This window comes from Corynebacterium mustelae (assembly GCF_001020985.1).
Classification (GTDB): domain Bacteria; phylum Actinomycetota; class Actinomycetes; order Mycobacteriales; family Mycobacteriaceae; genus Corynebacterium; species Corynebacterium mustelae.
The window spans coordinates 3,092,806-3,118,396 of sequence record NZ_CP011542.1 but is presented as its reverse complement, the minus strand read 5'-3'; the positions used below and the strand labels follow the sequence as shown (position 1 = coordinate 3,118,396).

Annotated in this window: 17 protein-coding genes; 8 read left to right on the top strand and 9 right to left on the bottom strand. The window is 52.7% G+C overall.

Annotated features, from left to right (window positions below; translation table 11 throughout):
* The first annotated feature begins 22 nt into the window (after positions 1-22).
* Positions 23-250, top strand: coding sequence for a hypothetical protein (locus CMUST_RS13885; protein ID WP_158408238.1), 228 nt, complete (start codon positions 23-25; stop codon positions 248-250).
* An 80-nt stretch (positions 251-330) separates the two neighbouring features.
* On the opposite strand, the gene CMUST_RS13880 is transcribed toward CMUST_RS13885, so the two are convergent.
* The 7 genes from CMUST_RS13880 to trmB form a co-directional block, all read right to left on the bottom strand.
* A complete protein-coding gene (locus tag CMUST_RS13880; protein WP_047263008.1) occupies positions 331-1,461 on the bottom strand; it encodes a sensor histidine kinase in 1,131 nt (376 codons plus the stop codon).
* A gap of 805 nt (positions 1,462-2,266) precedes the next feature.
* Positions 2,267-4,768 carry an aminopeptidase N gene (gene pepN, locus CMUST_RS13870; protein WP_047263006.1) on the bottom strand — a complete coding sequence of 834 codons (2,502 nt, stop codon included), beginning with the start codon at positions 4,766-4,768 and terminating at the stop codon, positions 2,267-2,269.
* 32 nt (positions 4,769-4,800) lie between these two features.
* The gene (locus CMUST_RS13865) at positions 4,801-5,151 is read right to left on the bottom strand and encodes a DUF3054 domain-containing protein (protein WP_047263005.1); all 351 of its coding nucleotides are present in this window, start codon (positions 5,149-5,151) and stop codon (positions 4,801-4,803) included.
* Positions 5,152-5,154: 3 nt separating this feature from the next.
* Positions 5,155-6,132 carry a lysylphosphatidylglycerol synthase transmembrane domain-containing protein gene (locus CMUST_RS13860; protein ID WP_236690126.1) on the bottom strand — a complete coding sequence of 326 codons (978 nt, stop codon included), beginning with the start codon at positions 6,130-6,132 and terminating at the stop codon, positions 5,155-5,157.
* 86 nt (positions 6,133-6,218) lie between these two features.
* A complete protein-coding gene (locus CMUST_RS13855) occupies positions 6,219-8,564 on the bottom strand; it encodes an MMPL family transporter (protein WP_047263003.1) in 2,346 nt (781 codons plus the stop codon).
* A 20-nt stretch (positions 8,565-8,584) separates the two neighbouring features.
* On the bottom strand, positions 8,585-9,295 hold the full coding sequence (locus CMUST_RS13850; protein WP_083987604.1) for an NYN domain-containing protein: 711 nt from the start codon (positions 9,293-9,295) through the stop codon (positions 8,585-8,587).
* On the bottom strand, positions 9,292-10,065 hold the full coding sequence (trmB, locus tag CMUST_RS13845; RefSeq protein WP_047263002.1) for a tRNA (guanosine(46)-N7)-methyltransferase TrmB: 774 nt from the start codon (positions 10,063-10,065) through the stop codon (positions 9,292-9,294). The genes CMUST_RS13850 and trmB overlap by 4 nt, the downstream gene beginning before the upstream one ends.
* A 635-nt stretch (positions 10,066-10,700) precedes the next feature.
* On the opposite strand from trmB, the gene CMUST_RS13840 reads away from it, so the two are divergent.
* Together CMUST_RS13840 and CMUST_RS13835 are read left to right on the top strand one after the other, a co-directional pair.
* Positions 10,701-12,533 carry a phosphoenolpyruvate carboxykinase (GTP) gene (locus CMUST_RS13840; protein ID WP_047263001.1) on the top strand — a complete coding sequence of 611 codons (1,833 nt, stop codon included), beginning with the start codon at positions 10,701-10,703 and terminating at the stop codon, positions 12,531-12,533.
* Between the two features lie 70 nt (positions 12,534-12,603).
* Positions 12,604-13,200: a class I SAM-dependent methyltransferase gene (locus CMUST_RS13835; RefSeq protein WP_047263000.1), complete on the top strand. Its 597-nt coding sequence runs from the start codon at positions 12,604-12,606 to the stop codon at positions 13,198-13,200.
* Positions 13,201-13,475: 275 nt separating this feature from the next.
* Here CMUST_RS13835 and CMUST_RS13830 read toward each other — a convergent pair whose 3' ends face one another.
* Positions 13,476-14,240: a hypothetical protein gene (locus CMUST_RS13830; protein ID WP_144414230.1), complete on the bottom strand. Its 765-nt coding sequence runs from the start codon at positions 14,238-14,240 to the stop codon at positions 13,476-13,478.
* Positions 14,241-14,364: 124 nt separating this feature from the next.
* On the opposite strand from CMUST_RS13830, the gene CMUST_RS17170 reads away from it, so the two are divergent.
* The 4 genes from CMUST_RS17170 to CMUST_RS13810 all read left to right on the top strand — a co-directional run bounded on the left by CMUST_RS17170 (position 14,365) and on the right by CMUST_RS13810 (position 19,259).
* Positions 14,365-16,191, top strand: a complete 1,827-nt coding sequence (locus CMUST_RS17170; RefSeq protein WP_330218036.1) for a nucleotide-binding protein — start codon at positions 14,365-14,367, stop codon at positions 16,189-16,191.
* 17 nt (positions 16,192-16,208) lie between these two features.
* Positions 16,209-16,886 (top strand): lysozyme family protein, encoded by a 678-nt coding sequence (locus CMUST_RS13820; RefSeq protein WP_052844796.1) that lies wholly within the window; start codon positions 16,209-16,211, stop codon positions 16,884-16,886.
* A 16-nt stretch (positions 16,887-16,902) separates the two neighbouring features.
* Entirely contained in the window at positions 16,903-17,310 is a 408-nt protein-coding gene (locus CMUST_RS13815; protein WP_144414229.1) for a hypothetical protein, read from the top strand.
* 182 nt (positions 17,311-17,492) lie between these two features.
* Positions 17,493-19,259: a hypothetical protein gene (locus CMUST_RS13810; RefSeq protein ID WP_047262997.1), complete on the top strand. Its 1,767-nt coding sequence runs from the start codon at positions 17,493-17,495 to the stop codon at positions 19,257-19,259.
* A 502-nt stretch (positions 19,260-19,761) separates the two neighbouring features.
* On the opposite strand, the gene CMUST_RS13805 is transcribed toward CMUST_RS13810, so the two are convergent.
* Positions 19,762-21,210: an EsaB/YukD family protein gene (locus CMUST_RS13805; RefSeq protein ID WP_047262996.1), complete on the bottom strand. Its 1,449-nt coding sequence runs from the start codon at positions 21,208-21,210 to the stop codon at positions 19,762-19,764.
* A gap of 106 nt (positions 21,211-21,316) precedes the next feature.
* Between CMUST_RS13805 and eccCa the strand changes: the two genes are divergently transcribed.
* Positions 21,317-25,279 carry a type VII secretion protein EccCa gene (gene eccCa / locus CMUST_RS13800; RefSeq protein ID WP_047262995.1) on the top strand — a complete coding sequence of 1,321 codons (3,963 nt, stop codon included), beginning with the start codon at positions 21,317-21,319 and terminating at the stop codon, positions 25,277-25,279.
* Positions 25,280-25,591 lie beyond the last annotated feature (312 nt).

Here is a 25,591-nt window from a genome sequence, read left to right as displayed (position 1 = left end):
CCATACACGCCGCGGGTTAACTTTGCAGGAGAAGACCATTGAAGCCATCGATGTGGTGAAGCTGAAGAATCCACCGTTTCCTTTGTCATTCCAGGAAGAACTCATTTTGAAAAGATCCAAGGCCTGCGCTGGTGCTGGTGCAATCGGATTTGCAATCAGCGCGATCGATACGACGGCTGCGGCGAGTGGCTTGCTAAAATTACGGGATCCAAACATTTATGTTGATCCTTCCTGTGTCGGGGCTATCTAACGGGTGTGAACCTATGTATCTATTATGGGAATTTATTAGGAAAAATCGGGTACATGTGATATGCGGTGATACGATTGCGTTCACCCACTTTGGGGCATGACCAGCGACTTCTTAGAAATTTCTATTTCAGTTATCCAAAGATTGTTATTTAGTTTGCGCGTACAGGTACCCCCAAAATTCCTGATTAAATCCTCAATTCCCTTTAAGCCGAGGCCGGTAGTTAAGTAAGAAGGTGATTGCTTTGCGGCTACTACATTTGAAAATCGGATTAACAGCGAGTCCCCGCTCCATTCGGCAGATAGGTCAATCGCAGAGGCAGGGTCGGAGTATTTTAGAATGTTTGAAGCTAATTCCGCGAAAACATTTTGCATTCCGTTAGGGAGTTTGGCACGCCGGACTGGCCGGGGCAGGGAATTGTGGAATCGAACCTTTAGTTTGTGGCTCTTGAAAAGTTTGATTGTTGCGATGATTTGTTGTTCAAGGGTTTCTTGAGAGGTTGGGAGGGAAATCATGCTTTCAGATTTCATAGTCTCCAGAAGGCTTCTCACATCACCAATAGCGGCGCGTGCTTCATCAGCAATGTAACTTAGTGATTCATGGGTTTGTGGATCCAGGTGGGGATGAAGTGCCAGGGTTTCTGATCTCAGAATAATTGATGTTAGTTTTGTTGCCACAGAATCGTGAAGTGCACGGGTCATTAAATCACGTCGCTTTTCAACCTCAGCTTTAAGATTTCGCTGTTGGGTTTTTACTCGCTCAATGGTAGAACCAACAAGTACTGATGCTGCCAGTAAAAATGCAAGTATCAGGGAGCTGACAAGATCGATAGGTAAAAATTCCATGGTTGATGGAGAAGTGCTTACCAAATACCAGGTAATTGCAGACGTTATCCAAGCAAGCCGTTTATGTCCTCCTGTGGCCAGAACTCCCACGAAGACAATTGGCCACAAAGCGGTGACTTCGGTTTGGAAGCTTGGTTGCCAAGTAATTAATCCGACTAGGCAGACGTATGCTGTTGTCGCACCACGAGGGAAGCGCTGCAATAGCACTGTAAGTACTACCGTAGTTATAAATGTTGCTGCGATAGGCAGATTGAAGGCGTCTTCTGGATCAATGAGGACAAACAGAAAGAGTGCCAATCCTCCGCTCAGAATAATTCTGTCGGTAAGACGTGTCCGGTCACGGTAACTAAGTAGAGTATTGAAGTTCATTGCAAACGTGATAGTACGAAGGTTGTTTTTGCTAGGGTGCTATGTATTAAAAATGCTGGTAACAAAGAATATCTTTGTTACCAGCATTTTGCTAAAGACGAAGCCAACGTCTTTAAGTGATATTGAAATGGAATGTAGTGAGTATCTGATTCTTTGGCTCTTCGTGCTTGCGGGTTTATGTGCCAAGGTTATTGTGCCAACTTTGTTCTGCCAAACGATTGTTGTCACGGTCTAGTGTTGTGCAAGCAACTGGCCGGTGATGCCTGACATGCCTCCTTTGTTTGGTGGGTAACTAACTTCTAGGCACCATTGTAATATGTGGGGAACTCTAAGCTTTCATTAAAAGGCCAAGTTTGGCCTAAGAGTAGACAAAAGTATATTCTTTTGAATTTTTTTGTTAATTTTCCCACATGCTGGTAGTGGGGCGGCGGGTTGCCCCAGCCACCAAAGGATAGTTTCATGAATTGAGTCATGTCAAAAAGCTATTGCGACAGTTATTGCAAGCTTAAAAACTCCCCATTACGCTTAAAAAAAATTAATGTACGGATATTGCTACCTGTGCAAACGTTGTTTTAGAACTGTGATCATTGAGCTGATTTTCTATATGTTTCTAGCTTGTAAAATCTCTGATAATTTTCCATTTTGGAAAATATAAATTTTGCTAAATAAGGATGCTGTGGCAGTTAGATAGGCTTTCGGAAGTGCTACCTATTTTTGTCCTAAGGGAATTGTGGGGGGTAGTGCCCTACCCCCGTTATTGAACAACGTTTAGGGGGTAGGAGGGGGAGGTAGCAGAGTTTTTGCGCTAAAAATTGAATTTTTGCGCGGACAATTTGCGGGCGAGATGGTCGACCGATTCGGACAAAACACGATGGAGCGCTGTGGGGAGACCGCCATCAATCAGCTTTTGTCCTTCGGCAAGAGCTGATGGAGTCTGCGGGAATAAACCACGCACGAGCCGGTTGGCGATTTCAATAGGATGATCTGACCACATGTGGTCCAAATCAGTGAAAAACTGCTCAGCATGATCAAACGTCTCATCTTCACATGGGGCGTTGAATGCGGAGATTATCGCGTCAACCTCATCGTTAGAAAACTTGCCCGGTTGAAGCAATTGATTGTAGGCCCGCTCTTTGAGCTGTTTAACCGGTGCTGAATATGTAGCCTCAAGATGTGCAACTTTACCGGTGAGAGTGTTGTCGCGGTCTAGCTCTTGCTTTAGATCGTGTGTGGAAAGCTTCCCGAGCGTACTTAGTGCAATAACCGCATGCCATCGTATATCTGGTGAAATCGTTAGACCGCGGATATCGCCTCTGTGTATTTCAAGAAGACGTTCACTGTAGGCTGCTCCGGCGAAAGGTGCCGCTGTGATGAATGCGCGGGCGAACACCAATTGAATATCGCTGTTGGGGGTTGCTTGTAGAAGTAGATCGTGCAACGAGTCGGCGAGATGTGTGAACAGCGCAGAACGGTCTTTGTCCGGGACAAAATGGCGGGCTGCAAATTGTGCATGTGCCAGAATCTGGGTGCTAATGGTGGGATTCGATTCGTAAGCGACATGGTCGAGTGCAATGGATATAAAGTCGCGGGCTGGGAACTTCGCGTCGCGGGTCAGATTCCATAACGCGGTCCAAATCACGGCTCGGGTAAGAGGATCAGAGATCTTTGATAATGAGCTCGCAATGGTTGCTATGGAACGCTCATCGAAATCGATAAGTGCGTAACTGTGGTCGCCGTCGTTAAGCACAACAAGATCGGGAGCGGTGAGGCCTACCGCCTTTTCGATGCTTCCACCGTCGCCTAAAACATCCACATCGAAACTTGCGTACCGGTTTACTTCATCGGATTCTTTTTTCCAGAAGGAAACGATAATTCGATGCGGTCTAGTACTGGTTTTAGAGGTTTGCTCAATACGGAAGTCGGAAATGATGCCATCTGTGATCGTAATTTTCGGCGAAAGGCGGTCGACACCGCTGCTTAGTAACCAACGGTTGGCCCAATCGGTTAAATTCCGATCGGTATGCTTCTGCAGGATGGACAGCAAATCGTTGAATGTCGCGGTGGAAAAAGCAAAGGCTTGGAAGTATTCGCGGGAGGCAGCGTAGAATGCATCGCGCCCAACGAAATGCACCAATTGCTTGAGCACCGCAGCGCCTTTGGCATAGGTGATGCCGTCGAAATTCTGTCGTGCGGCATCGACGTCGTTAATTTCAGCTTTGATCGGATGCGTAGTGGGCAATTGATCCTGCATATAGGCCCAGTTCTTGCGGTTTCCCGCGAAGTTAACCCACGCTTGGCTAAAGCGGGTTGCGGCGACTGAGGCATCCGCCCCCATGAACTCCGCGAAGGATTCTTTCAACCACAAATCGTCCCACCAATGTGGTGTGACCAAATCACCGAACCACATGTGGCTCATTTCGTGCAGGATCGTATTAGCGCGTGCCGCGTGTTGTGCGTCGGTGGCTGGGGAGCGGAAGATATAAGCCTCGGTGAAGGTAACTAATCCGGGATTTTCCATCGCACCAAGATTGTATTCAGGTACGAAAATGGAATCGTATTTGCCCCACGGATAAGGGAATCCATAGTGGGTATCGAAATAATCAAGCCCTTGTTTTGTTACTGCCATGATTTCGGAATCTACGTGCTGCGACATAGATGCACGCACCCATACTCCCAGATCGATCGTGAAATCTGGGTTAGTATTTGATTGCCACCTTTCGTGCACGCCAACATAAGGTCCAGCGGCGAAAGCGGTGAGATACGTCGACAGCGCCGGTGTAGTAGCGAACCGATGGCTGCGATTAGCGACCGAAATTTCTGGTTGATTGGACAACGCAACCCATCCGTCTGGTGCGGTGATGGTGACGTCAAATGGTGCTTTGAGATCAGGTTGGTCGCAGCAAGGATAAATGCGACGTGCATCGGACGGTTCCAGATGGGAATACAAATATGTATTACCGTCCGCTGGATCGACAAACCGGTGGAGCCCTTGACCTGTTCGGGAGTACCGGCTTACGGTTTTAAACCCGACAGTAACTTCCTTATCTACCGGTATTGCAAAAACAATGCGGGTGCCGTCGAAAAGCGACGGCACCTCGGAACCGTCGACCGTAACTGATTGCACGGATTCGCCGAGATAGTCGAAAAATACCTCTGGCTGTGTGGAGGTTAACCTCGCGGTGGTGTGTACCGGAAACGTTGCTGACGAAGTGGCATCGCTGACATCAATATGCAGTTCGTAATGCGCAATTGTTAACGACTTGGAACGAGAACGAGCATCGTGAAGAGTGAGATTGGAATTAGACACCACCTAAGAGTAGGCGTACCAACCACAACTCGTTAAACCGCCCGGGAGGAAACGATACGCGCAAGCCCACGCCACCCGAGAAGCAAAATCCCGGACATGATCGAGGCCACCAGAATGAAGGAAATATGGGGCACAGCTGCGTGCCGAATACCCCAAATGATAAGGCCAGTTGCTGCCACGGCAAGCCACATCGCGATACCCGCAGGTAAAGAAGCAGCAGGTAATTTGATTGCTGCGATAACTACCGCACCCACTGCAACCCCCACCGCGAAGGGCCAAAAAGTATCCATGATTGCTGCAACCGAAACGCCGCCATGTGCCAACCTAGCTAATACTGCGAAAACTGCAATAGCGATGACATCAAAAACAACCGGCTTAAACATTGGTTAACCTTCCTTCGGTCTAAATGGTGATTCCAAGTGACGAGCCTTCAACCCGCCCCGCGCAGTGGAAATGAAATACATTAACCATCCTAAAAGGGTGATGACGGCAAAGGATAAAATCCGGTACACAAACACCACACCGAAAGCCGAAGAAGCGGTCATTCCCACCGCAACCAAACTACCGGTCATGGCTGCTTCGACCGGGCCGATTCCTGCTGGCGTCACCTGTGCCGTGCCAACCACCTTAGCCGTGACAAACGCCAAAGCCACACCAACGATCGTTGTGTTATTTTCCTGTGCCTCAATACCTGGCAGTACCCCAGTGACTGCCCAGACGCACAACCACAGGGCGATGATATCGAAGACCCAGTTCATTAGCGATAAAAACGCAATCCAACTAAACCGCAAAGGAGATAGTTCCACCGTATGGAGCTGGTCGAAATGCTCCTCAACCGAGGTGATAAGAGAATCGGTAGGGCGGCGAATCAACTTGCCACCGCGCCGAATGATCGCCACCACGAAGCGTTTGGTAGGTTCAGGATTATTTGTAGCCCACCACACCAACGCCGCCAGACCAAGCAAGATGGCCGACGAAATAACAAGCGGCATAAGGCTTATCGACGCACCCAACAGCAGTACCGATACGATGCCTAATGCAACCAACCACACCGTGGACAATGCTGCGGAAACCATAATGAACCACGAACTGACCAGTACATTCACGCCCCACGAGCGCATTGTATGAAACTGGTACACCGTAGAAATTGCGGCGCCACCGGGAAACGTGGAGGACCAGGAATTGGCCACGAAAGTCAACAGCGTGGTTTGCCGCAGCCGGATATGGTTATTGCCAGCATTTAACAAAAGCCGCATTACCTCTGCCATGACAATCATGGAGGCAATGACCGCCAGAAACGAACCAATGAGCCCGGACGGGTGTGCTGCAAGTACCTCTTGGTAACCACTGGCCAAAAACGGCATCTTATCGCGCAGTAAAATTGCGGCGACAACGACGACAATCAGTGGGCTTAAAAACCGAACCCAATTATTTTTAAGCAGAACGCTGATTACCTCTCGTTTTTCAACCGCTTCATCAACTCAGAAAACGGAACCAATTCATTATCTCCTGCCGCCACCCGACCACTACGGCCGGCCGTGTCTGGGCCATAAATCTCGGTGTTGGCAATATCTGTTTCAGTGTACTGAGAATTCATAACGCTTTCAGAGCCATTCCTCACTGCATGTCGTCGGGGGCGCCTATGATGCGTATGCGCCGCCGAATGGTCAATTACTTCTTCCGATGAATTGTGCCCTAAAGCACCGGAAGCTTTTTTGACCCACGCCGGAGCCCACCAGTTATCTTCACGAAGCAAATGCATCACCGCAGGTACAAGCATCATGCGGATCACGGTCGCGTCGAAAAGCAAAGCAAAGATCATTCCGAAGGCAATGTATTTCATCATGACGATCTCGGAGAACCCAAACGCCCCGCAGACCACGATCATGATAAGTGCGGCAGCTGTAATAATCCCACCAGTATGGGCAGTACCGTATTTAATAGCCTCGTTAGTCGATTCGCCTTTTTCGCGGGCCTCCACCATGCGGGAAACCAAAAATACCTCGTAGTCGGTACTCAAGCCATACACAATGGCCATGATGAGAACCAAAACAGGGCTCATCAGCGGGCCCGGTGTGAAATTAAAAACGGAAGCGCCGACCCCGTCCACAAACATCGCGGTCAGAATGCCAAGAGTGGCTCCCATGCCCAAAATTGTCATGATTACTGCTTTGGCGGGCAGAATAATGGATCCGAAAACCAAGGCCATCAGCAAAAACGTCGCCACAACGACATAAACCGCCATCCACGGCAATTTGGCAAATAGGGCCTCAATGGACTCGATCTCCAGCGCCGGGGTGCCCCCAATAAATAACTCCACCCCATCTGGCGGCGTGATTTCCCGCAACTGCTGAACCACAAAATCGTTATTAGCGCGGTCGGCAATACCAGCGGATAACACTGTTGTGCCATCCACCGTGGCAGACGACGGTGCGAACCGACTAGTGAGGCCTTGAACCTGGCTTGCCTGTTGGAAAATTTCCACCAATTGCTCATTCGAGGCATTGGTAACAACCAACTTGATTGGCTCCGTGCGGTACTGCGGAAACTCTTGGTCAAACAAGGTCTGCGCTTCCCGAACCTGGTGATTTGGCGGCAGATAGGTTTCATTAATGCCACCAAATTTCACACCGAGTAGCGGTAACGTCAAACCAATGAGACCAACAACACCTGCGACGGTAACCAGGCGAGCGCGACGCATCGCCCAACCCGGCAACCGGTACCACCACGTGTCTTCTAATCTGCGGGCCCGGCGGCTGGTGCGTCGTAACGCAAATTTATCAATATTACGGCCCAACATACCGAAAATAGAAGGCAACACCGTGACGGAGAGCAATGCAGCTAACCCAACGGCGCTGATCGCGCCATAGGCGACTGATTTCAAAAATGCCTGGGGGAAGATCAACAGCCCAGACAGTGCTACAGCCACCATCGCTGCGGAAAACACCACCGTCTTACCCGCAGTATTAGTCGTTATTCGAACCGCGTCTGGAACCGGGCGGCCATTGTCCATCTCCTCCCGAAACCGCGACACCATGAATAGGCCGTAATCGATGGCAAGACCCAAGCCCAGCAAAGTCACCACCGACTGGGCGAACACATTCACCTGAGTGAAACCAGCTAAAACTGACAACGCCCCCAACGAGCCGAGGATAGACAGCCCACCGACGATAAGTGGCATGAATGCCGCCACTACTGAACCGAAAACCAATAAAAGCAGTAACGCCACAGCTGGCAAAGCATAAATCTCAGCGCGTTTAATATCGCCGGCCATTCCTGCATCCAATGCATCAGCTACCGCTGTGGCACCAGCAACCTGCACCGTTATGCCGGGGAAATCGGGTTGCAAATCCGGTTGGATCGTGCGGAAATCTTTGAGCGTCTGTTCATGATCGCCCTTGAGCGCAATCGCAGCAAAGGCGGTGGTGCCGTCCTCACTGACCAAATTGGGGTTGCGTTTATCAAAAAAACTCGTGATCGATTCAATCTGATCCGGGTGTTTTTCCGCCAAAGCCGCAAGATGTTCTTTGATGGCGGCAAACTGCGCCGAACGCTCAATCCCACCGTCGTCGGTGAACAGCACGATGACATCGCCGGAATTATCTCGCCCAAACGTCGCTTCCTCAATGGCGGCTGCCGCAGTTGAGGACGAACCGGGGTCATCCCAACCTTCTTGGCTCATGCGATCGCCAAGGCGCATGCCAAACAGCACGTAAAGGGCCATGATAGCGGTGATTATAACCACCGGAACAACCCTGCGATGACGATACGCAAAATCGCCCCACCGAGAGAACATGTCAGTCTCCTCCTAGCGCGTTACGCGCGGGCAGATAATAACGCTGACAACGGACGGAAAGGTTGCAACCACGCACCAGCATCGGGCAGCGAATCGAGACTAATACGAGGCAGCGGTTCGCGGAATACATTTGGAATTTCCTCTAAATCCACGAAATGAAGCGAATCCGATGTTACTGCCCACGACGCGTGCTCATGGAACCCCAAAACGGTGACATGCACTCCGTCAGCGGCTAATTCCTCCAAGAGATCCCGGAAATTTTGACCATCTGCCGAGGCGACAACGATGCCGCGCAAAACACCCTCAGAATGACGACGCCGGATATGCTCTAGCATGTCTGGATCGACATCAGATTCCTCGGTCAGTTTGGGCTTAGCAAAGACCGCAAAACCAACGTTACGCAGGGCTTCTACCCAAGGCCGAACAACGTCAGCTCCACCTGGGGTCACGTTGGTAAAAACGGTGGCCTCCGCCTCAATCTGAAGTTTAGTGCGGTGCGCAAGCTCGCCAGCCTTTGCTAGCAGCCAGCGACCTATAGCATCGAACCTTGGGCGGTGCGCAGCATTGGGGCGACCCCCTAAGATTGCGCCTAACCCCATGTCAATGTTGGGGGCGTCCCAGACTAACAACAAGGTATCCTTGCTTGCGACGCTCGGCGCGCCGGGGGCGAAGCTTTGCGACGAGTCCTCGAATTCAAAATTGGCTAGTGCCTGCTCAGAAACCTCGGTCATTTCCGCCTCCACAAGAACTCCGTGATGGTGTGGTCTTTCTTCAACCCTTTACCCTCGAATTTCGTGATAACCTGCCGGTCAACAAGTTGCGGGCACTCCGGCCACGGCCAGCCCATGAATTCCAGCTCTGGCTCAACATCAACCAGTTCCGTAATCCATTCGGCGTAGTCGGCATGGTCGGTGGCCACATGAAGCACCCCGCCGGGCTTGAGTCGGGTAGCGATCAAATTAAGCACACCGGATTGGATGATGCGGCGTTTATGATGTCGGGCTTTGGGCCACGGGTCCGGAAAGAAAATACGCACCCCATCTAGGGAATTCTCCGCAAACATTCGAGTGAGGATTTCCACACCATCGCCCCGAATCATGCGGATATTGTTAATATCATCGCGCACAACCGCCCCTAGAAGTTTGGCGAGTCCGGGCTTATACAACTCCACTGCGATGATATTGGTTTCAGTTTCCAACGGTGCCATTGCCGCTGTGGAAGTGCCGGTGCCGGAGCCAATTTCCACGATAGTTTTAGCGCCGGACCTACCAAACCACTGGTCAATATCAATCTTCTCGTCTGAGAGAACTTTGCCTAGGCGGGGCCAATGAGTGTCCCATAACGCCTCTTGATTAGGGGTTAATGTGCCACGGCGGAAGCTGACGGTGCCCAGGCGGGGATAGTCTAGCTCGTTATCAAAAGCAGCATTGAAATCGGTTTGTGGGGGTCGGCCGTGCGGCAAATCGCCATGTGTGTTTTGAGAATTATCAGAATTATCCATCCCCTATATTCTGCCGGTTGGTGCTGGGTAAAGCAATATGACACAACGACGATAGGCGGAAGTGCTTTTAGGGCTTTAGCCAGTGGATTTGGTTTCACGTCCCGATGCCCAAGATGCTGTAGTGGATTTACTATTTTGGACTGATATGGGTCATGGTGGGTATGACCATTGTCGGTACTGGGTATGACAATATGGGTGCGCTGGGGATTGGGTATAACCGTTTTTCTTGATGTTTGGTTTTCTGTCGGATGCCGCTTCGGTAGGTGCGTTATGTGGCTTGGGAAAAATTTTTTCTTGAATACTGTTGAAATGCCCGGAAAATATCGTCGAAAAGCGAAAATTCGCTTGGGTAGCGAACGGGTAAATGTGAGCTTTTGCGGCGAAGGTACCCCTAAAATTGGGTGATTTTATATGTGGGATACGTCCGACATCACCCCTTCAAGGGGGAGCTTGTGATGTGATGTGACCAAAATTTTCGCAGGCTAATGGGAAAAGCCGACCGGGTTGGTTTTGGTGGTCAAATTTTTGTGAGATTGGTCTCATGAAGGGGGCGTACGAGCTACGGACCCTAGTCGCTATCGTGGTGAATTGGAAAGACTGTCTATTGGCACGTGCATATACGTCAGGAGAATGTAATGTCCAACGTGGTTATCAACGGGCTGGTGGGTGAAGCCCCCACCAAAAACGAAGCGCTGTTGAAGTGGATCGCCGAAAACGTCGAAATGCTCCAACCTGATCGTGTCGTCTTTGCTGACGGCTCACAGGAGGAATGGGATCGCATCACTCAGGAACTTGTCGACGCAGGTACTTTGATTCGACTCAACCCGGAAAAACGCCCCAATTCCTTCTTGGCACGTTCCAATCCAAGCGATGTTGCTCGTGTTGAATCCCGAACCTTCATTTGCTCCGAAACCGAAGAAGGCGCAGGCCCTACCAATAACTGGTACGACCCTAAAAAGATGAAAGCGGAAATGACCGAGCGCTACACCGGCGCTATGCGCGGCCGCACCATGTATGTAGTTCCCTTTGCAATGGGGCCACTTGACGCGGACGACCCGAAGATCGGTGTGCAATTAACAGACTCTCCGTACGTGGTGCTGTCGGTCAAAGTGATGACCCGCATGGGCCAAGATGTTCTGGACAGGTTGGGCGATGGCGAATTTGTGCCATGTCTTCACTCCGTAGGCGCGCCACTGGAGCCGGGAGAAGCAGACGTGCCATGGCCATGCAATGACGAGAAGTACATCACCCACTTCCCAGAGACTAAGGAAATTTGGTCCTATGGCTCTGGCTACGGTGGTAATGCGATCCTCGCTAAGAAGTGCTTCGCCCTGCGCATCGCATCAGTGATGGCGGAAGAAGAGGGCTGGATGGCCGAGCACATGCTCATTCTCAAGCTCACCAATCCAGAAGGCAAGGTCTACAACATCGCCGCAGCATTCCCATCTGCCTGCGGAAAGACCAACCTCGCCCTCATTACCCCAACCATTCCTGGCTGGAAAGCTGAGGTTGTTGGCGACGACATCGCGTGGTTGCGTTTCGGCGAGGACGGACACCTCTACGCCTTCAACCCAGAAAACGGTTTCTTCGGTGTTGCACCAGGCACCAATTACAGCTCCAACCCAATGGCAATGAAGACCATGGAGCCAGGCAACACACTGTTTACCAACGTTGCACTCACCGACGACGGCGACATCTGGTGGGAAGGCATGACCAAGGAGCCACCAGCTCACCTTATTGACTGGCATGGCAACGACTGGACCCCTGACTCCGGAGTGGACGCAGCACATCCAAACTCCCGCTACGCGGTTCCTATCGCCCAGTGCCCAATCGCTGCACCAGAATTCAATGATCCTAAGGGTGTCAAGATCGACGCCATCCTCTTCGGTGGCCGCCGCCCAGACACTGTGCCATTGGTCACCCAATCGCACAGCTGGAACCACGGCACCATGATTGGTTCGCTTCTGGCCTCCGGCCAAACTGCTGCCGCTGAAGGCGAAGTCGGTGCGTTGCGCCACGATCCAATGGCTATGTTGCCATTCATCGGTTACAACGCTGGTGAATACTTGCAGCACTGGATTGAGATGGGAAAGAAGGGCGGCGAGAAGATGCCAAAGATCTTCCTCGTCAACTGGTTCCGTCGTGGTGACGATGGTCGCTTCCTCTGGCCAGGATTCGGCGACAACAGCCGTGTGCTCAAGTGGATCATTGACCGCATTGAAGGTCGTGTTGGTGCGGACGAAACCGTGGTTGGTCATACTGCTCGCGCCGAAGATATCGACATGGAGGGCCTGGAAGGCTACACCATCGACGATGTTCGAGAGGCTCTTTCCGCTCCGGCCGAATCATGGGCGAAAGATCTCGACGACAACGAGGAATACCTGAAATTCCTCGGCGAGCATGTTCCAGCAGAAGTTCATGAGGAGTTTGCAGCCCTACGTAAGCGCGTTGAAGACGCACTGAAGTAGTCTTTCCTATCCTTATGCTCCCCCAAACATCCACATGGTGTTTGGGGGAGCATTTTTAGGTTTAAAACATATGGAACGCAATTACTGGAATCACAACGCCGCATACCACCCGTGGTTACGCCGGATCATAGTGAAAACTCGGGCAGATTCTGTACTGGATGTTGGGTGCGGTGATGGTTACCTGCTTGCCGCCGTTGCGCCACGACTCGAGCGTGCCGTAGGGGTTGATGTCGACTCGTCTAGCGTTGATACAGCCCGCGTTCGCTGCGCGGATATGCAGCACGTGGAGTTTTATGTCGGGGATTTTCTCACCACTACTTTCGACTCAACCTTTGATGTCATCGTTTTCAGCGCCAGTATTCACCACATGAACTTTGAAGCTGCACTCCGAAAAGCACGCTCGCTTCTCAATCCGGGCGGAACAATCGCTGTGATTGGATTGGCGCGGAACAACACGTTGCTAGATTATCTTTGGGATGGGATATGGCTACCGATCGTGAGGTTAAGCTCAGTAGTGCACCGGGAAATTGACGTTCCACCAGCCCCTATTGTGGCACCACGAATGAGCTTGGGTGAGATTAAACAAACTGCGTTAAACATTCTTCCCGGCGCCCATATACGACGAGGCCTGTACTACCGATATTTGTTAAATTGGCGCAATGTCTAGCCGACTAAGGATAATCGCATCTGGCTGGGCTGGCGACCCCATAAGGTCGGAGATTCGTTTTATCCCTCTCCCTTGCTCCAGCGAAACCCAAGCATACGTACGTGAAATGACAGGATTGGAGCCTGCCGAAACCAGATCTTAGACTTCAAGGTTGGGTGGGGCGTTGTGAACCTGGGTGGGGGAGGCGTTGACAAGTGCGTCGGGGAGCTGGAAGCCGGAAACGTGGTTGTAGTTCTGCTTTTAGCTTGGGAAGACTGTTGCGTTAACGCGTGTGCCTAATCGCTGTAAATGCGCCGCAGAATCTCGTAAAACACTGTTAATGACTCAGTGTCGGTGGGCACAAAAATCGCGTGGGAATCCAGTTGCTGGCCGGTGCGAGGGAGGTGGATGGTGTCTGGTGACACCTCCGTTGCCGCGGAGCCACCAACGGTGAGAACAGTTACCCGATCATCGGCAGCTAAAAGACTCAACTGGTGGCCCGGTTGGTACAGCCATTGATGGCTTTTGTGGGCACGGTCGGTGAGGAGCAATACATGGTCAGCCATGTTGACTCCGGCGGCGATGGTGTTTGATGCGCATGTGTGAGGCAGATTGAGGATAATTGTCGGCCAGCGGTGTTGCACCCGGCGTACCGCGCGCCCCAGCATGTGCGGAGTCAAAGTGCACGGGGTTTCTTGTTTGCATGAAAGCATCGGAATATCGCCGGATTGATCGACGCATTTGGTAATTATGTCTTGATCTAAAATGTCATGTTTGTAATTTATTAATTCAAGCAAATCGGCATTATCGCTAGCTTGAAGGTGAATCCTTAACGGCTGATTTTCACCATCGGCATCCACCGTAACGACAGGTAATTTGGATTCAGCATTAACCACCTGGGCAATTAATGCAGTAATTGGGCTTGTTAAAAGCCGATTATCCATTGCCGCAACCGCGATAATCTTTGCATTTTCAGTACTAATTGGCGCCCGACGCTGTGAATGTGCGAATCTATTTGTCCATTGCAAAGAATTTAAAATGGGTAAAATTTTAAATGGCACGTTTCGGGTTTCCTTAAACAAAAAACTGTCCATTACCTAAAAATGGATTGTTGGTAACGCGGTATGGTGACTATGTTAAATGATTTTAGTGGGCGGCAAGCTGAATAGATTCGTGAAGGAGCAAATGGTGACAGGAATAGATAATCCCCAGAATGTGCCACCGTGGTTGCAAAAGACCGAATTAGCAAATTCAGCATCCGAAGCAGCTGTACCTGGTGGTGATCGGGCAGATACTGGTTCCGCAAACCGGGCCTTTGCTGACGTTCGACCGGGACGTCGGCGAGCAGAGGACTCGCCGCGGCGTGCGCGGCATGCCAAACCAGCGGATACGGAAGAACCTTCAAGTTATCCGGTGGGGGCAGCGCAAGGCCCAGCGACTCCCCCCACTATTGGGGAGAAACTCACACATTCGGGTGTAGTTTCCGATCGGGTTTCCATTAATAATCTTTCATCTACACCGTCAGTGGAACGGAAAACTCCAAATTCATGGAATCTAAGCACCGATGCAGCCGACCGGCCACGCCGAAGTGGCAGTTCCACCACGCCAACCGCTAGTGCGATAAACCGAGTCGACTTCACTGGCGATGGCATTCCCACGGAACCGGTGGAAGTGCCACCGCCAGCTGATTCCGCTGAGGCAAAACACCAGGAATCGTCAACGCCAGGATCATTGGCAGAGCCCAGAACGCTCCAAGTGGATTCTATTCCGGAAGACACCACATTCATTCGTGAGTATTTCGCCCAAAGCCTTCCTGCCGACGAACCTGCCGACCACAACCGCAGCGAAACGAGTAAAGACCAAGCATCAGAAGAAGAGTCCGTCGCAAAACGCGCAGCCAAGACAGATAAACCGAAGCCACATACTGCGACCGCGAGCAAGACGTTTAGCTTCAGTACTGCAGATTTGCCCCCGGCGTCGGCTGCGCGGGCTGACAGCGGTGTGGAAAAAACCATCGCTGGGGACGTCGAAAAGCTTGATGGGTTGGCAACGATCGACACGAGTGGCGCCGAATACCTGGCACCGCCGCCAGCCCTCGACCAGTCAATTCTTGTGAACCCGATTAAAGCTGCCCCCAAAAACGGGTGGCGCCGGTTTGTTTACAACGTAACGCGTGGCTACCTCAACCTAGGGGATTCACAGAGGGCGTTGCGCTATGAACAGCTCATTAGGCTAGCTGGCACCCCACTACGCGGTGACCATCGCATCGCAGTCATGTCGTTAAAGGGTGGGGTGGGTAAAACCACAACAACCGTTATGCTGGGCGGGATTTTTGCAAGCTTGCGCGGAGACCGAGTGATAGCTATCGACGCTAACCCTGACTTTGGCACCCTGGCGCAGCGGGCAGCTCTTCCAGGTAGTCCTACCATTCGTGACCTGCTCAATGCTGAACATCTCCAGCGCTATTCCCAGATCCGTTACTATACAACCCAGGCTGAAAGCCGGTTGGAAGTGATCGGATCTGACCGTGACCCGGAGGTGTCCGAGGCGTTTAGCGAAATGGATTACCGTCACGCTATCGATATTTTGCAGCACCACTATAACGTCATTTTGACGGACTGCGGTACGGGGCTAATGCACTCGGCGATGGCGGGAGTTTTGGACTTAGCGAATACACTTATCCTGGTGACATCATCCGCGTTGGACGGGGCGCAATCAGCCTCAGCTACCCTCGATTGGTTGAATCACCACGGATATGAAAAACTCGCAACAAACGCCATTGTTGTTGTTTCCGAATCCACGCCTGGAAACCCGCGAATTGATATTCAGCAGCTTTCCGAGCACTTCAAGTCACGCACCCGCGCGGTGCAGGTGATCCCGTTCGACCGGCATCTTGCCGAAGGAACCATCATTGACCTGGAGCGGTTGGACAAGAGAACATATCTGGCTTTTCTTGAGCTTGCTGGCCTGGTGGCTCAGGACTTTCCCAACTGGCACCGACACGCCAACTAAGAGGTGATTGAAGGAAAATGCGTCGCACCCCGACTGTGGTTGCCAAGACCACGCCCCTTGCGCTGACTGTAGTGACAATAGTTTCTGCAACAGTGCTGAGCGGTTGCGCTGACCGTTTAGAGCCCCCCACACCGGAAAATAATTCCAATACCTTTCAGCTGGCGGAATGGTCGGCACAGGAAGGGGCCATTCGTTCTATTCCGCCGCGCTCACTGCAGGCGTATGCCTACGCTTCGGTCACCATGAGTGAATCGGGGTGCGATATTGGCTGGCAAACCCTAGCCGCGATAGGTTCCGTGACAAGTAACCACGGGTTTATCGCTGGCGCTACAGTCGAAAATGACGGTACCACCAGTAGAAAATTGCGCGACTTGAAGGTTATTGGCAATGATCCTGTAGCTGATACCGACGGCGGTTCGCTTGACGACGACCCCAACCGGGATGTTGGAATGGGGCCGATGCAAATCAAAGCCACGGCGTGGAACAAGTTTGGTGAAAGCGTCCAACCTGACGCTGTTGCGTCACCGGATAACATCGACGACGCCAGCTTGGCCATTGCGCGCCAATTATGCGCCAAAGGCTCACTGAACACCCCAACCGCCTGGGATAATGGGATAAAGCTAATTAACCCCAATCCCGACTTCATTAAAGCGGTACACGCCAAAGCTCACGAATACTCACAAAGCGCAGGTTAAGCACACGATGGATAACATGCACGATACTCCCTTGATCTCTACGGCCATTCGCCGGGTGTTGACTGCCACCGCCGGAATTTGTTTGGTGCTGTCGATTGCTGCCTGTAAAGAACCAGGCTGGGCAAAGATGCAAGATTTCGAACAGCGCACCCCGCCCGCCGCTCAACTGCCCGGACTACCTGCTTCCTATACCGCGCCTTCGACGACGTCATCGACTTCAAGTTCGGAGATCCCGGAACCGGAGATTCAGGTGCCGCAGAATCGAAACCCAGAGCCGAATCCAGTCCGGCCGCAAGCTCCCGTGGAGCCAGCGCCACTGCCTGCTCCGGAACCGCCTCCTGCTCCGGAACCGTTCATTCCTGGAATCCCAGGGCTTCCGGGGATTCCAGGGCTTCCGCTACCAGAAATCCCTATACCTTTCTAGCTGGGACAAACAGAAACTTAGCCGATTAAGAAAGCGGTCTGGGTAGCTGTGGTGACCAAAAATCACCACGGGGCCAGGGGGGGAGCTGGCATGAAACCGACACAAAATAAAAAGCGGCTTACATATTTTCTGTTAAGGCAATATCATAGGAATCTCATAGGAAAACAAGAAAGAACCAAAAAATGAAGGCACGACTAGACATCGACAGCTTAATAATTGAGCCAACGGTGCAGCCGGTTTTCAAACCGCCGTTTGATCCGGCTGCAGCGGTGGCGCGCGGTGGGTTGTACGCACCCACCGCAGCAGCAGTGGGCGCGCCACTTGCATCCATTAAGCCTGCCGCTGCGGTGTCTGCCGCGCCGCAACAGATTCAACCTGAGCAATCCGCCGCTGAGCCGCAACTGGCAGAACTGAGCGAAGCACAAGAACCAGTTCTGGCGGAACTACCGCCAGAACAACAAATGGCGGCCGACTATAACATCTCCGCTTACGATACCGACCTTCCGTTAGAGGATATTTCCCCTGAAGTAAACGCCGAGCCGCAGCATGAACAGCAATTGCACTATCAGGGGGATTCTGACGCAGCGGTGATCGAAAACTACGAGGGACAGCAGTACGGCACAGACAATCAGCCAGTTGCTTACGAAAATTATGGCTATGATGCGGTAACACCGACCGAATTGGCTGACGTGATTCCCATTTCCGAGGACGTAGCCGAAGAACCGGTGCCACAGCAAACTGCCGAATACTACCAACCGCAGCCGGAGAATCCAGTTGTGGATGCACAGCCACCAGCGCCTGAATTTCACGTAGCTGATTACCCAGATATGCGCGGGTTCCACGGTAGTTACAGCCAACCAGAACTTGAAGAGGTTACTGAACCGCAGTATGTTGCAGATCCTTACCCACAACCAGTGGATTCTTCCGAAGTTGAAGCGCAGCCTGAGCTTACCTACGACGCCACGTATTCAGCGGAAGAAATCGAGCCTTCCTATGACACGGTTGTCACTGTGACCCAGCAGCCAGAGGTTGTTGCGCAGCCACAGCGGGAAATTCTTGCCGAGCCGCAAGGAGGATCCGTATTTGTTCCGCATCCAGATGCCGTTGCGGAACAATACGTCATAGTAGAAACCCCGATAGAGACCCAAGAACCAACGGTGGTCGCCGAACCCGTTGGGGTAGTCGAAACTGTGGATCACGTCCAACCACCAGGTGCGGTAGTCAACCCAGCGGAAACGGACATTACTGTGGCGCCAGTCACGGATACCTGGCCAGCTTCCGAACCGGACTTTAACGTAGCTGATGCGGTTCCAACGGAAGTTGCAGATGTCGAACCGGCGCCTCCTGCTGTAGCGGATCTGGTTCAACCACCAGTTGAACCGGCGGCCGAGCCGGTGGCTGGGGCAACGGCCGATCCCGTGATGGAATCGGCCTCACCAGGGGGCGTGATCGCAACGGGTGCAGTTGCGATCACCGGTGTTGCTGCCGCAGTGAGCGCCACTCAGGGTAAGCCTAGTTCCGCATTGGTTGAAGCTGCACCACAACCGGAAGCCACACCAGTGCCAGTGGCCGAAGCCGCACCACAACCAGAAGCTAATACACCGGCCGTCACTGATGCGCTCACCGCTACCGAACCGCAAACTGAATTACAGTCTGAACCGAATTACGAGGCTCAGCCCCAACTACAGGATGAGACACAAAATGAGGTGGCTGTTGCGGTTGTGGTGCCACCAGCTACACAGCTGGAAACCAGCACGCTCATTCCAATGCCTACTACGCGGGAAGCAGAACGCTTGCGGATGCAGCTGGCCACTCAGGCCTTATGCTTTGAAAACTCGGTCCCTAGGACCAAACCGTTGACGTTGAATATCATGATCGTCTCCGCTACCGTGGCAGTCATTTTACTTGCTGTTTTAATCGCGACTGCGAAAATTATGCAAATGATCTAACCATTTTTAGATTACGCCCAGTAAAACGAGTACAGCGTTCGTTTTACTGGGCTTTTTTGTTTTATCACGCGCCGGGCAGTAAATACGCGACGTTATAACCGTCGAAATAGGTTGGATACGCAAAAAATCCGGTCGGAATTGAAGTCGGATTTTTGCTCTAGCCGCTAATCAAAACACCAGTAACAAGACCGCTTCACAGGCGAGCATGGTTGAAATCTCCGACTTTAGTACTGAGATCTACAGGTGCGTTTTAAAGTTGGGGATGGTGTTCGACCTGAAGTCGGAGATATGCCAAACGCTAGAGAAATGGTGCGCGCTGACCTCGGAAAAACCGGGATGTTTTAGATATCCAGGTACGAATCTCCGACTTTATAGTCATGAGACTTGGCACCGCTACTAGCCGTGTGCTTGGTTGAGGAAACCTGGGAATTATAAAACCCCGCCGATTGATGCGAATGCACCTTAAGCGGGGAGTGGGCGGCAAATGTGAAGTAATCGGGTGCTAGGACAGAGCCCAGAAGTAGCTAAAGACACCTTGTGCCACCAGGATCACTGGAATTGCAGCAACCGTGAAAATGGTATCGAGTGTGCCGATCGTACTGGAGGAATTGGTAGGCGTTGTAGCCGGTTTGCGTTTTGCGATGAGGATGATCGCCAGAACGAGTAACAAACAAGTGCCAGCGAAAACTGCGCCAGTCAACCATTGGTCGGATGCGGCTGAAAGCCACCACGGGTTGTGTGGTTTTTCACTATCGTTGAAAGTCTTTGCCCAAGGGACACAGGCAGCAGCGCAGAGTGCTAATCCAACGGTTCCGCTAAGGATTAGTGGGGTGATGCGTCGAGCATCGCTGAAGCTAGCGGTACGCAGCAGCATGATGATAGACAAGACTGCCGCCAGGATTCCCTGCTGCCAGTACGGGCTAGATGCCAAGGTGACAATGATAAAGAATGCAGTAGCCGTGGCGAACCACACCAGGCCGTCACATATGGTTGCGGCTTTAATTGCTTTTCGACGAATATCCGTGCGCGATACCGCAGCGCCATTGTCATTTTCCCGAAGCAGTGCGGTCAGCCCTGCCGACTTCACGGCGAAACTCGGTGCGATGATAAGCGCAACGATCGGAACCCAGGCGCCCCAGGCGCTAAACGCCAACGCACTGATGCCAAAGTAATTGGCGGTGTATAACGCAACACCTGCGAGCGCGACCAGCAAGAGCGCTAGTGCGCCGCCTCGCCCGGTACGTTCGGTTTTGCGGCCAGCCGCCAGCGCTGCGGGAATTGCAGCTATGCAGGCGACTGATACCAACCCCGACCATTCGCGACCAGCGGGAAGTGGAGTGAGGAAAGGACTGGTGGCAGCTATCGCAGTGAGTGGCGTAATTAGGCCTAACCAGCGCATAGGTTTAACTGGTTGGAGGAATGCTGCTATCAGGAATATGAGGGTGATTGCTAGACATATGGCTGCCGGGACGATCGTGGGAAGGGACCAGGCGGAGAAGTCGTTTGGGGCGGAATACACTGCACCAAGCGTTGGGAAATACACCAGCAGCGCAAGAACCGTGGCGACAATGAAGTAACCGGTAGCGCGAGTGGAATCCGCCCAACGCCAGGTGGTTGCCGCCACAGCGCTGCGAAGTTCAGGAACTGCGTGATCGACAAAGGGGGAGTGAGCAGCAGCAAGTTGTGGGGTTAGGTAGAGACGTTGGCCGTCGACGATGGAGTAATCGTCGAGGGTTAATTCCGAATCCAGTAACCCCTTTGTGGGGGAGGACAATGCCCACGGCTGAGTGTCTGCTTTAGGGTCATCGTCGCTTCCAGGAGCGACGGAGGGGACACCAAGCAGGTTGGTGATGTCATCGATGACGTCGACGATTGGCCGGTGAGCAGGCACGCTCACGTCTAATTGTCGATCATTGTAAAAAACGCTAAGGCGAATAAACACAGTTGCCATAATAATGATGATTTCACGGTTTAATGCTTAAAAGAAAGCTTTAGACTGAAACGCCGAAAACGTGGATAATTAAACGCGTCGGATAATCGTTTTCCGAAGGGAATTCATGAGTACTCGTTTAGTTCATCGTCCTGACCGTGTGCAGCACGATATTAAGCCTGAGAGTCCAGTGCGGCTCGGTGCCTTGCCGCCCACCGCAGGTGTCTTAAGCAAGGCTTCAGGCCTGCTTAAGGTGTTGTTGCTGTTGATCGGTGCTGTTGGTATGGGACTGGTCATCTGGTTCTTACAAGACCCCGTATGGTTGGCCGTTGGTGGCGGAATGCTCCTGGTGGCCATCGTGCTGGGGGCATTGATGTGGGTGGTCGGCAACACTGGTGCGCGTCGAAAAGCGAAGACGCAACGGGCCTTATACATTGCAGAATTGGAAAACTGTGAAGCTGCACTTCGGAATCAAGCCGAAACCCAACGCGACTACTCGCTACGGCATAACCCAGCCCCAAGTGCGCTGCGTAACGTAATTCGCCAGCCGGAACGGCTGTGGGAGCGTCGGCCTGATGACTCAGATTTCCTTGTGGTTCGGCTCGGGCAAGGCCCTGGCGATCTGGCTTGCGGAATCGAAGTCCCCGCCATTGATGTGGCACCTGATCGTACCGCTTACGCCCATGTTGCACGCATGTTACGCCGGGTTGAGCGGATTAATGATTTGCCCATCGCTGTTCCGCTGCGCGGCGTGGTGATGATTACCGGCGCGCCGAACGCCACCGCAAACGCAGTTCGTGCGCTTGTGTTGCAAGCCGCTGTCATGCATTCCCCAACTGATCTAAAAATTCATTTTGCTTTGCCGTTATCGGGGGCTGCTGATACCGGTTCGTGGGCGCTCTGGCTGCCGCATCTTAGCGACGATCACACCCTGGACGGTCCGGTGGGTACCCGAAATGTCAGCGATGATGCAGAGTCCGCAGCTAACCTCATCGCAGAGATTGAACGGCGTCGAGACGAACCTGGGTCACATACCCCACACCTGCTCATCGTTGTCGATGCGGATTCGGAGCATGGAATGTCCGTGCTTTCCCATATTGCAACGATCCCAGATGTCTCCGTCGCCGGTATAAGCGTGATCGTGACATCCCGCAACAATGCTTCCGTTGCGGCAGATATTCGAATTTCCCTTTTCGGTTCACCCACTCCGCATTTTACGGTCGACCTTGGTCGGTTTTCGCCACAAGCCGGTGCAGCAGGATATGATGCGCGGTTGTTATACGGTGGTACCGCAGGCACCCTTGACAGCCTGTCGCCGCAGTTGGCAGATGCTATAGCGCGTGAACTAGCGCCTCTGCGAGCTGACGACGCGCCAGAAGACGACGATCCACTACAACACCCAATCACCTTGGATACTTTGCTGGGGGTTGGGAATTTCAACGATTACAACATTGAAGAGCTCTGGGCCCCACGTCACCTGGACGATTTCCTCACCGCCCCATTTGGTATCGACACTCACGGCGAGCCAGTGGGTCTTGATATTAAAGAATCTGACTTTGAAGGCATGGGGCCACACGGCATCTGCGTTGGCGGCCCTGGTTCCGGAAAATCGGAACTTCTGCAGACCATCGTCTTAGGCAATGTGGTGCGCCATTCGCCCGAGAACTTTGCCATCGTGCTTGTCGACGCTAAAGCGGGCGGTACCTTCACCGGCTTCTGTGGTTTGCCGCACACTGCCGCAATCGTGCAGAACTTGAAAGATTCCGCTGGCCTCATCACCCGACTGCACGACGCAATTCTTGGTGAAATCCAGCGGCGGCAGCGGATGATGCAAAGCGCTGGAAACGTTGCCACCATCCATGACTACAACCGGCTGCGTGAGCGAGGCCAAATCCAAGAACCCATGCCGCACCTGTTTATCGTCATCGACGAATACCAGGAGCTGCTCGCGGCTAAGCCAGACTTTATCGATCTGCTTGTTCAGATCGGCCGGATCGGCCATAAAGTTGGATTACACCTGATTTTGGCAACCGAACACCTAGAAGATGAAACCATCAATGGGTTAGCGCCATATCTGAATTACCACTTGACGCTACGCACCGACTCGGCTAGCGATTCTGGTTTCACATTGGGAACCACCGATGCGTTGGAGCTACCAGAGCACCCAGGCTTCGGTTATCTTAAGACCGACAGCGGTACTTACAGCAGGTTCCGGGCAGCGATAGTTTCCGATCCATATCTGCCAAGTGAGAAGCACCACCCAGGTAGCATGCCTGCCATTGGCATGCCGTTGGAACTGCGGAACACGACAAGTGCGTGGTTGGAGCGTCGAAAAGCAACCGATGCTGCCGCAACCACCCCCGGCACCGACGATCGTTCTACCATCCAGGTTGTGCTCGACCGGCTTAGGCCATCGGAACTGCGTACCAACCAAATTTGGTTGCCACCGCTTGCTGAAGAAATTGGACTTGAAGAGGTGCTCGATGAAGCGCAACTCACCTCCAACCGGGGGCTTGCCGTGCCGCAGGAAAAATATCTTGACTTCACCCTTGGCGTCAAAGATAACCCCAGGGAACAATGGCGCGGCCCGCTTACGGTCAACCTCACTGGCGAACACGGCAACCTGGCCATCATTGGCAGCGAACACTCCGGCAAAACTACCGCCATCAGCACTCTCGTGCTATCTGCTGCTTTGTCTCACACCCCGACCGAGGTGAACTTCACGATCGTCGACATGTCCGACGGTTTACTCGGCCACCTTGCCGATTTGCCGCATGTCACAGCAGTGGCCACCGGCAGCGACGAAGAACGCCTCAATCGGATGATTGCGCAACTGCAAATCGCGATGTCGCGGCGAGAAAAACTCTTCACCAAACATGGCCTTACCGATGCCACCGACATGCGAAACATGCAATTACGTGGCGCGCTACCGGAAATAGCCGCCTCAGATCTTTTCCTCGTCATCGACGGCTGGGAAGAATTCAAACAACGCTTCGACGTACTGGCAGAAATCGTGCAGAACCTCGCACAACGCGGACTGCAATACGGCATTCACGTGATTTTCACTACCAGACAATGGTCCGACTTCCGCAGGGACGTACAGGAGGCCATCGGCTCCCGCATCGAATTGCGCATGGATAACCCACTTGCCTCTGTTAACGGGCGTGGACTCATGATGGAAATGGAAAATGCGCCACTTGGCCGCGCAATCAGCATGGATAAGAACTACTGCCAGATCGCGCTGCCAACCTTCAACCAGCCAGGAGTCGTTCACGCCCAAACCGCAGCGGAGCTCGTCGCAGCGATTGCGGGCGGGTGGAACGGTACCACCACCGAGACCGCCCCGGTGGGCAAAATGCTTCCAACTAACATCCTTTACGAGGAGTTACGCGCCGAACACCCAGGCGCGCCCGAAGCGCTGGTCGGCGTAACCGAGAACAACCTCAGCCCGGCGGTTTTGGATCTCGACGGTGAGCAACAGCTATTGATGATCATTGGGGATACCAAAACTGGTCGCACCTCCACCCTGCGCACTATCATCAGTGAACTGCTCGCCCAACACTTCCCGGAGCAAGCAACTTTCGCTATCTTCGATATCCGCCGCACCCTCCTTGGCTTTGTACCAAAGGATTACATTTCCAAATACGTTGGCACTATCAAGACCGCCAACATCGCGGTGGAATTCTTGCAAAAAGAACTGGATCACCGACTGCGGGTGGCATCAACCGGTGAGAATTGGGAAGGTGCAGACATCTACATCGTGGTGGATGACTACGAACTCATCGAAGGCTCCGACAACCCGCTGCGGCCACTCATCCCGTATTTTGCCCACGCTAATCGGATTGGACTACACGTCATTATTGCCCGTAACTCCTCTGGAATGGGACGCGCTAATTATGAAGCCGTCATCCAAGGGCTTAAAGATGCTGGCGCAACCGGGATCCTGCTTTCCGGCGACCATAATGAAGGACAAATCTGGCCTAACGTCTACCTTCAGAACCTGCCGCCAGGCCGCGCTCAGTGGGTGGGACGCAATGGGCAAAAAACCTTAATCCAACTTGCCCACTACCCGGCACCACTGCTGTTCTAGTGTGGTAGGTTCCCACCTACCGCCAAACCGGCGGTAACCAGACGAAAGCTAAGCCCTGTGCACGCTCCACTAAGGATCGAAGCGCGGGGTTTCGTTCTGGGGTCAAAAAAAGGGGTGCGATAAGCTGATGAAGTCGGGGATTGTGGTTGCGGGGATGTGATTTTTTGGGGTTTGCCTGGTGAGAGACGAAATCCCCGACTTCAACATTGTGTCCGTTGGGTTGCGTGCGGGGCGGGCACAGGCTGGTACGAAGTCGGAGATTGCCAATCGGTGCGACGTTTTTCGTGGGGAAATACGGGCTTGGGCGCGGTG

Excerpts from the sequence above, each read along its gene's own strand:
- CMUST_RS13880 (WP_047263008.1), bottom strand. The coding sequence starts at position 1,461 with ATGAACTTCAATACTCTACTTAGTTACCGTGACCGGACACGTCTTACC.
- CMUST_RS13865 (WP_047263005.1), bottom strand. The coding sequence starts at position 5,151 with ATGTTTAAGCCGGTTGTTTTTGATGTCATCGCTATTGCAGTTTTCGCA.
- CMUST_RS13860 (WP_236690126.1), bottom strand. The coding sequence starts at position 6,132 with ATGCCGTTTTTGGCCAGTGGTTACCAAGAGGTACTTGCAGCACACCCG.
- CMUST_RS13855 (WP_047263003.1), bottom strand. The coding sequence starts at position 8,564 with ATGTTCTCTCGGTGGGGCGATTTTGCGTATCGTCATCGCAGGGTTGTT.
- CMUST_RS13850 (WP_083987604.1), bottom strand. The coding sequence starts at position 9,295 with ATGACCGAGGTTTCTGAGCAGGCACTAGCCAATTTTGAATTCGAGGAC.
- trmB (WP_047263002.1), bottom strand. The coding sequence starts at position 10,065 with ATGGATAATTCTGATAATTCTCAAAACACACATGGCGATTTGCCGCAC.
- CMUST_RS13840 (WP_047263001.1), top strand. The coding sequence starts at position 10,701 with ATGTCCAACGTGGTTATCAACGGGCTGGTGGGTGAAGCCCCCACCAAA.
- CMUST_RS13835 (WP_047263000.1), top strand. The coding sequence starts at position 12,604 with ATGGAACGCAATTACTGGAATCACAACGCCGCATACCACCCGTGGTTA.
- CMUST_RS17170 (WP_330218036.1), top strand. The coding sequence starts at position 14,365 with ATGGTGACAGGAATAGATAATCCCCAGAATGTGCCACCGTGGTTGCAA.
- CMUST_RS13820 (WP_052844796.1), top strand. The coding sequence starts at position 16,209 with ATGCGTCGCACCCCGACTGTGGTTGCCAAGACCACGCCCCTTGCGCTG.
- CMUST_RS13815 (WP_144414229.1), top strand. The coding sequence starts at position 16,903 with ATGCACGATACTCCCTTGATCTCTACGGCCATTCGCCGGGTGTTGACT.
- CMUST_RS13810 (WP_047262997.1), top strand. The coding sequence starts at position 17,493 with ATGAAGGCACGACTAGACATCGACAGCTTAATAATTGAGCCAACGGTG.
- CMUST_RS13805 (WP_047262996.1), bottom strand. The coding sequence starts at position 21,210 with ATGGCAACTGTGTTTATTCGCCTTAGCGTTTTTTACAATGATCGACAA.
- eccCa (WP_047262995.1), top strand. The coding sequence starts at position 21,317 with ATGAGTACTCGTTTAGTTCATCGTCCTGACCGTGTGCAGCACGATATT.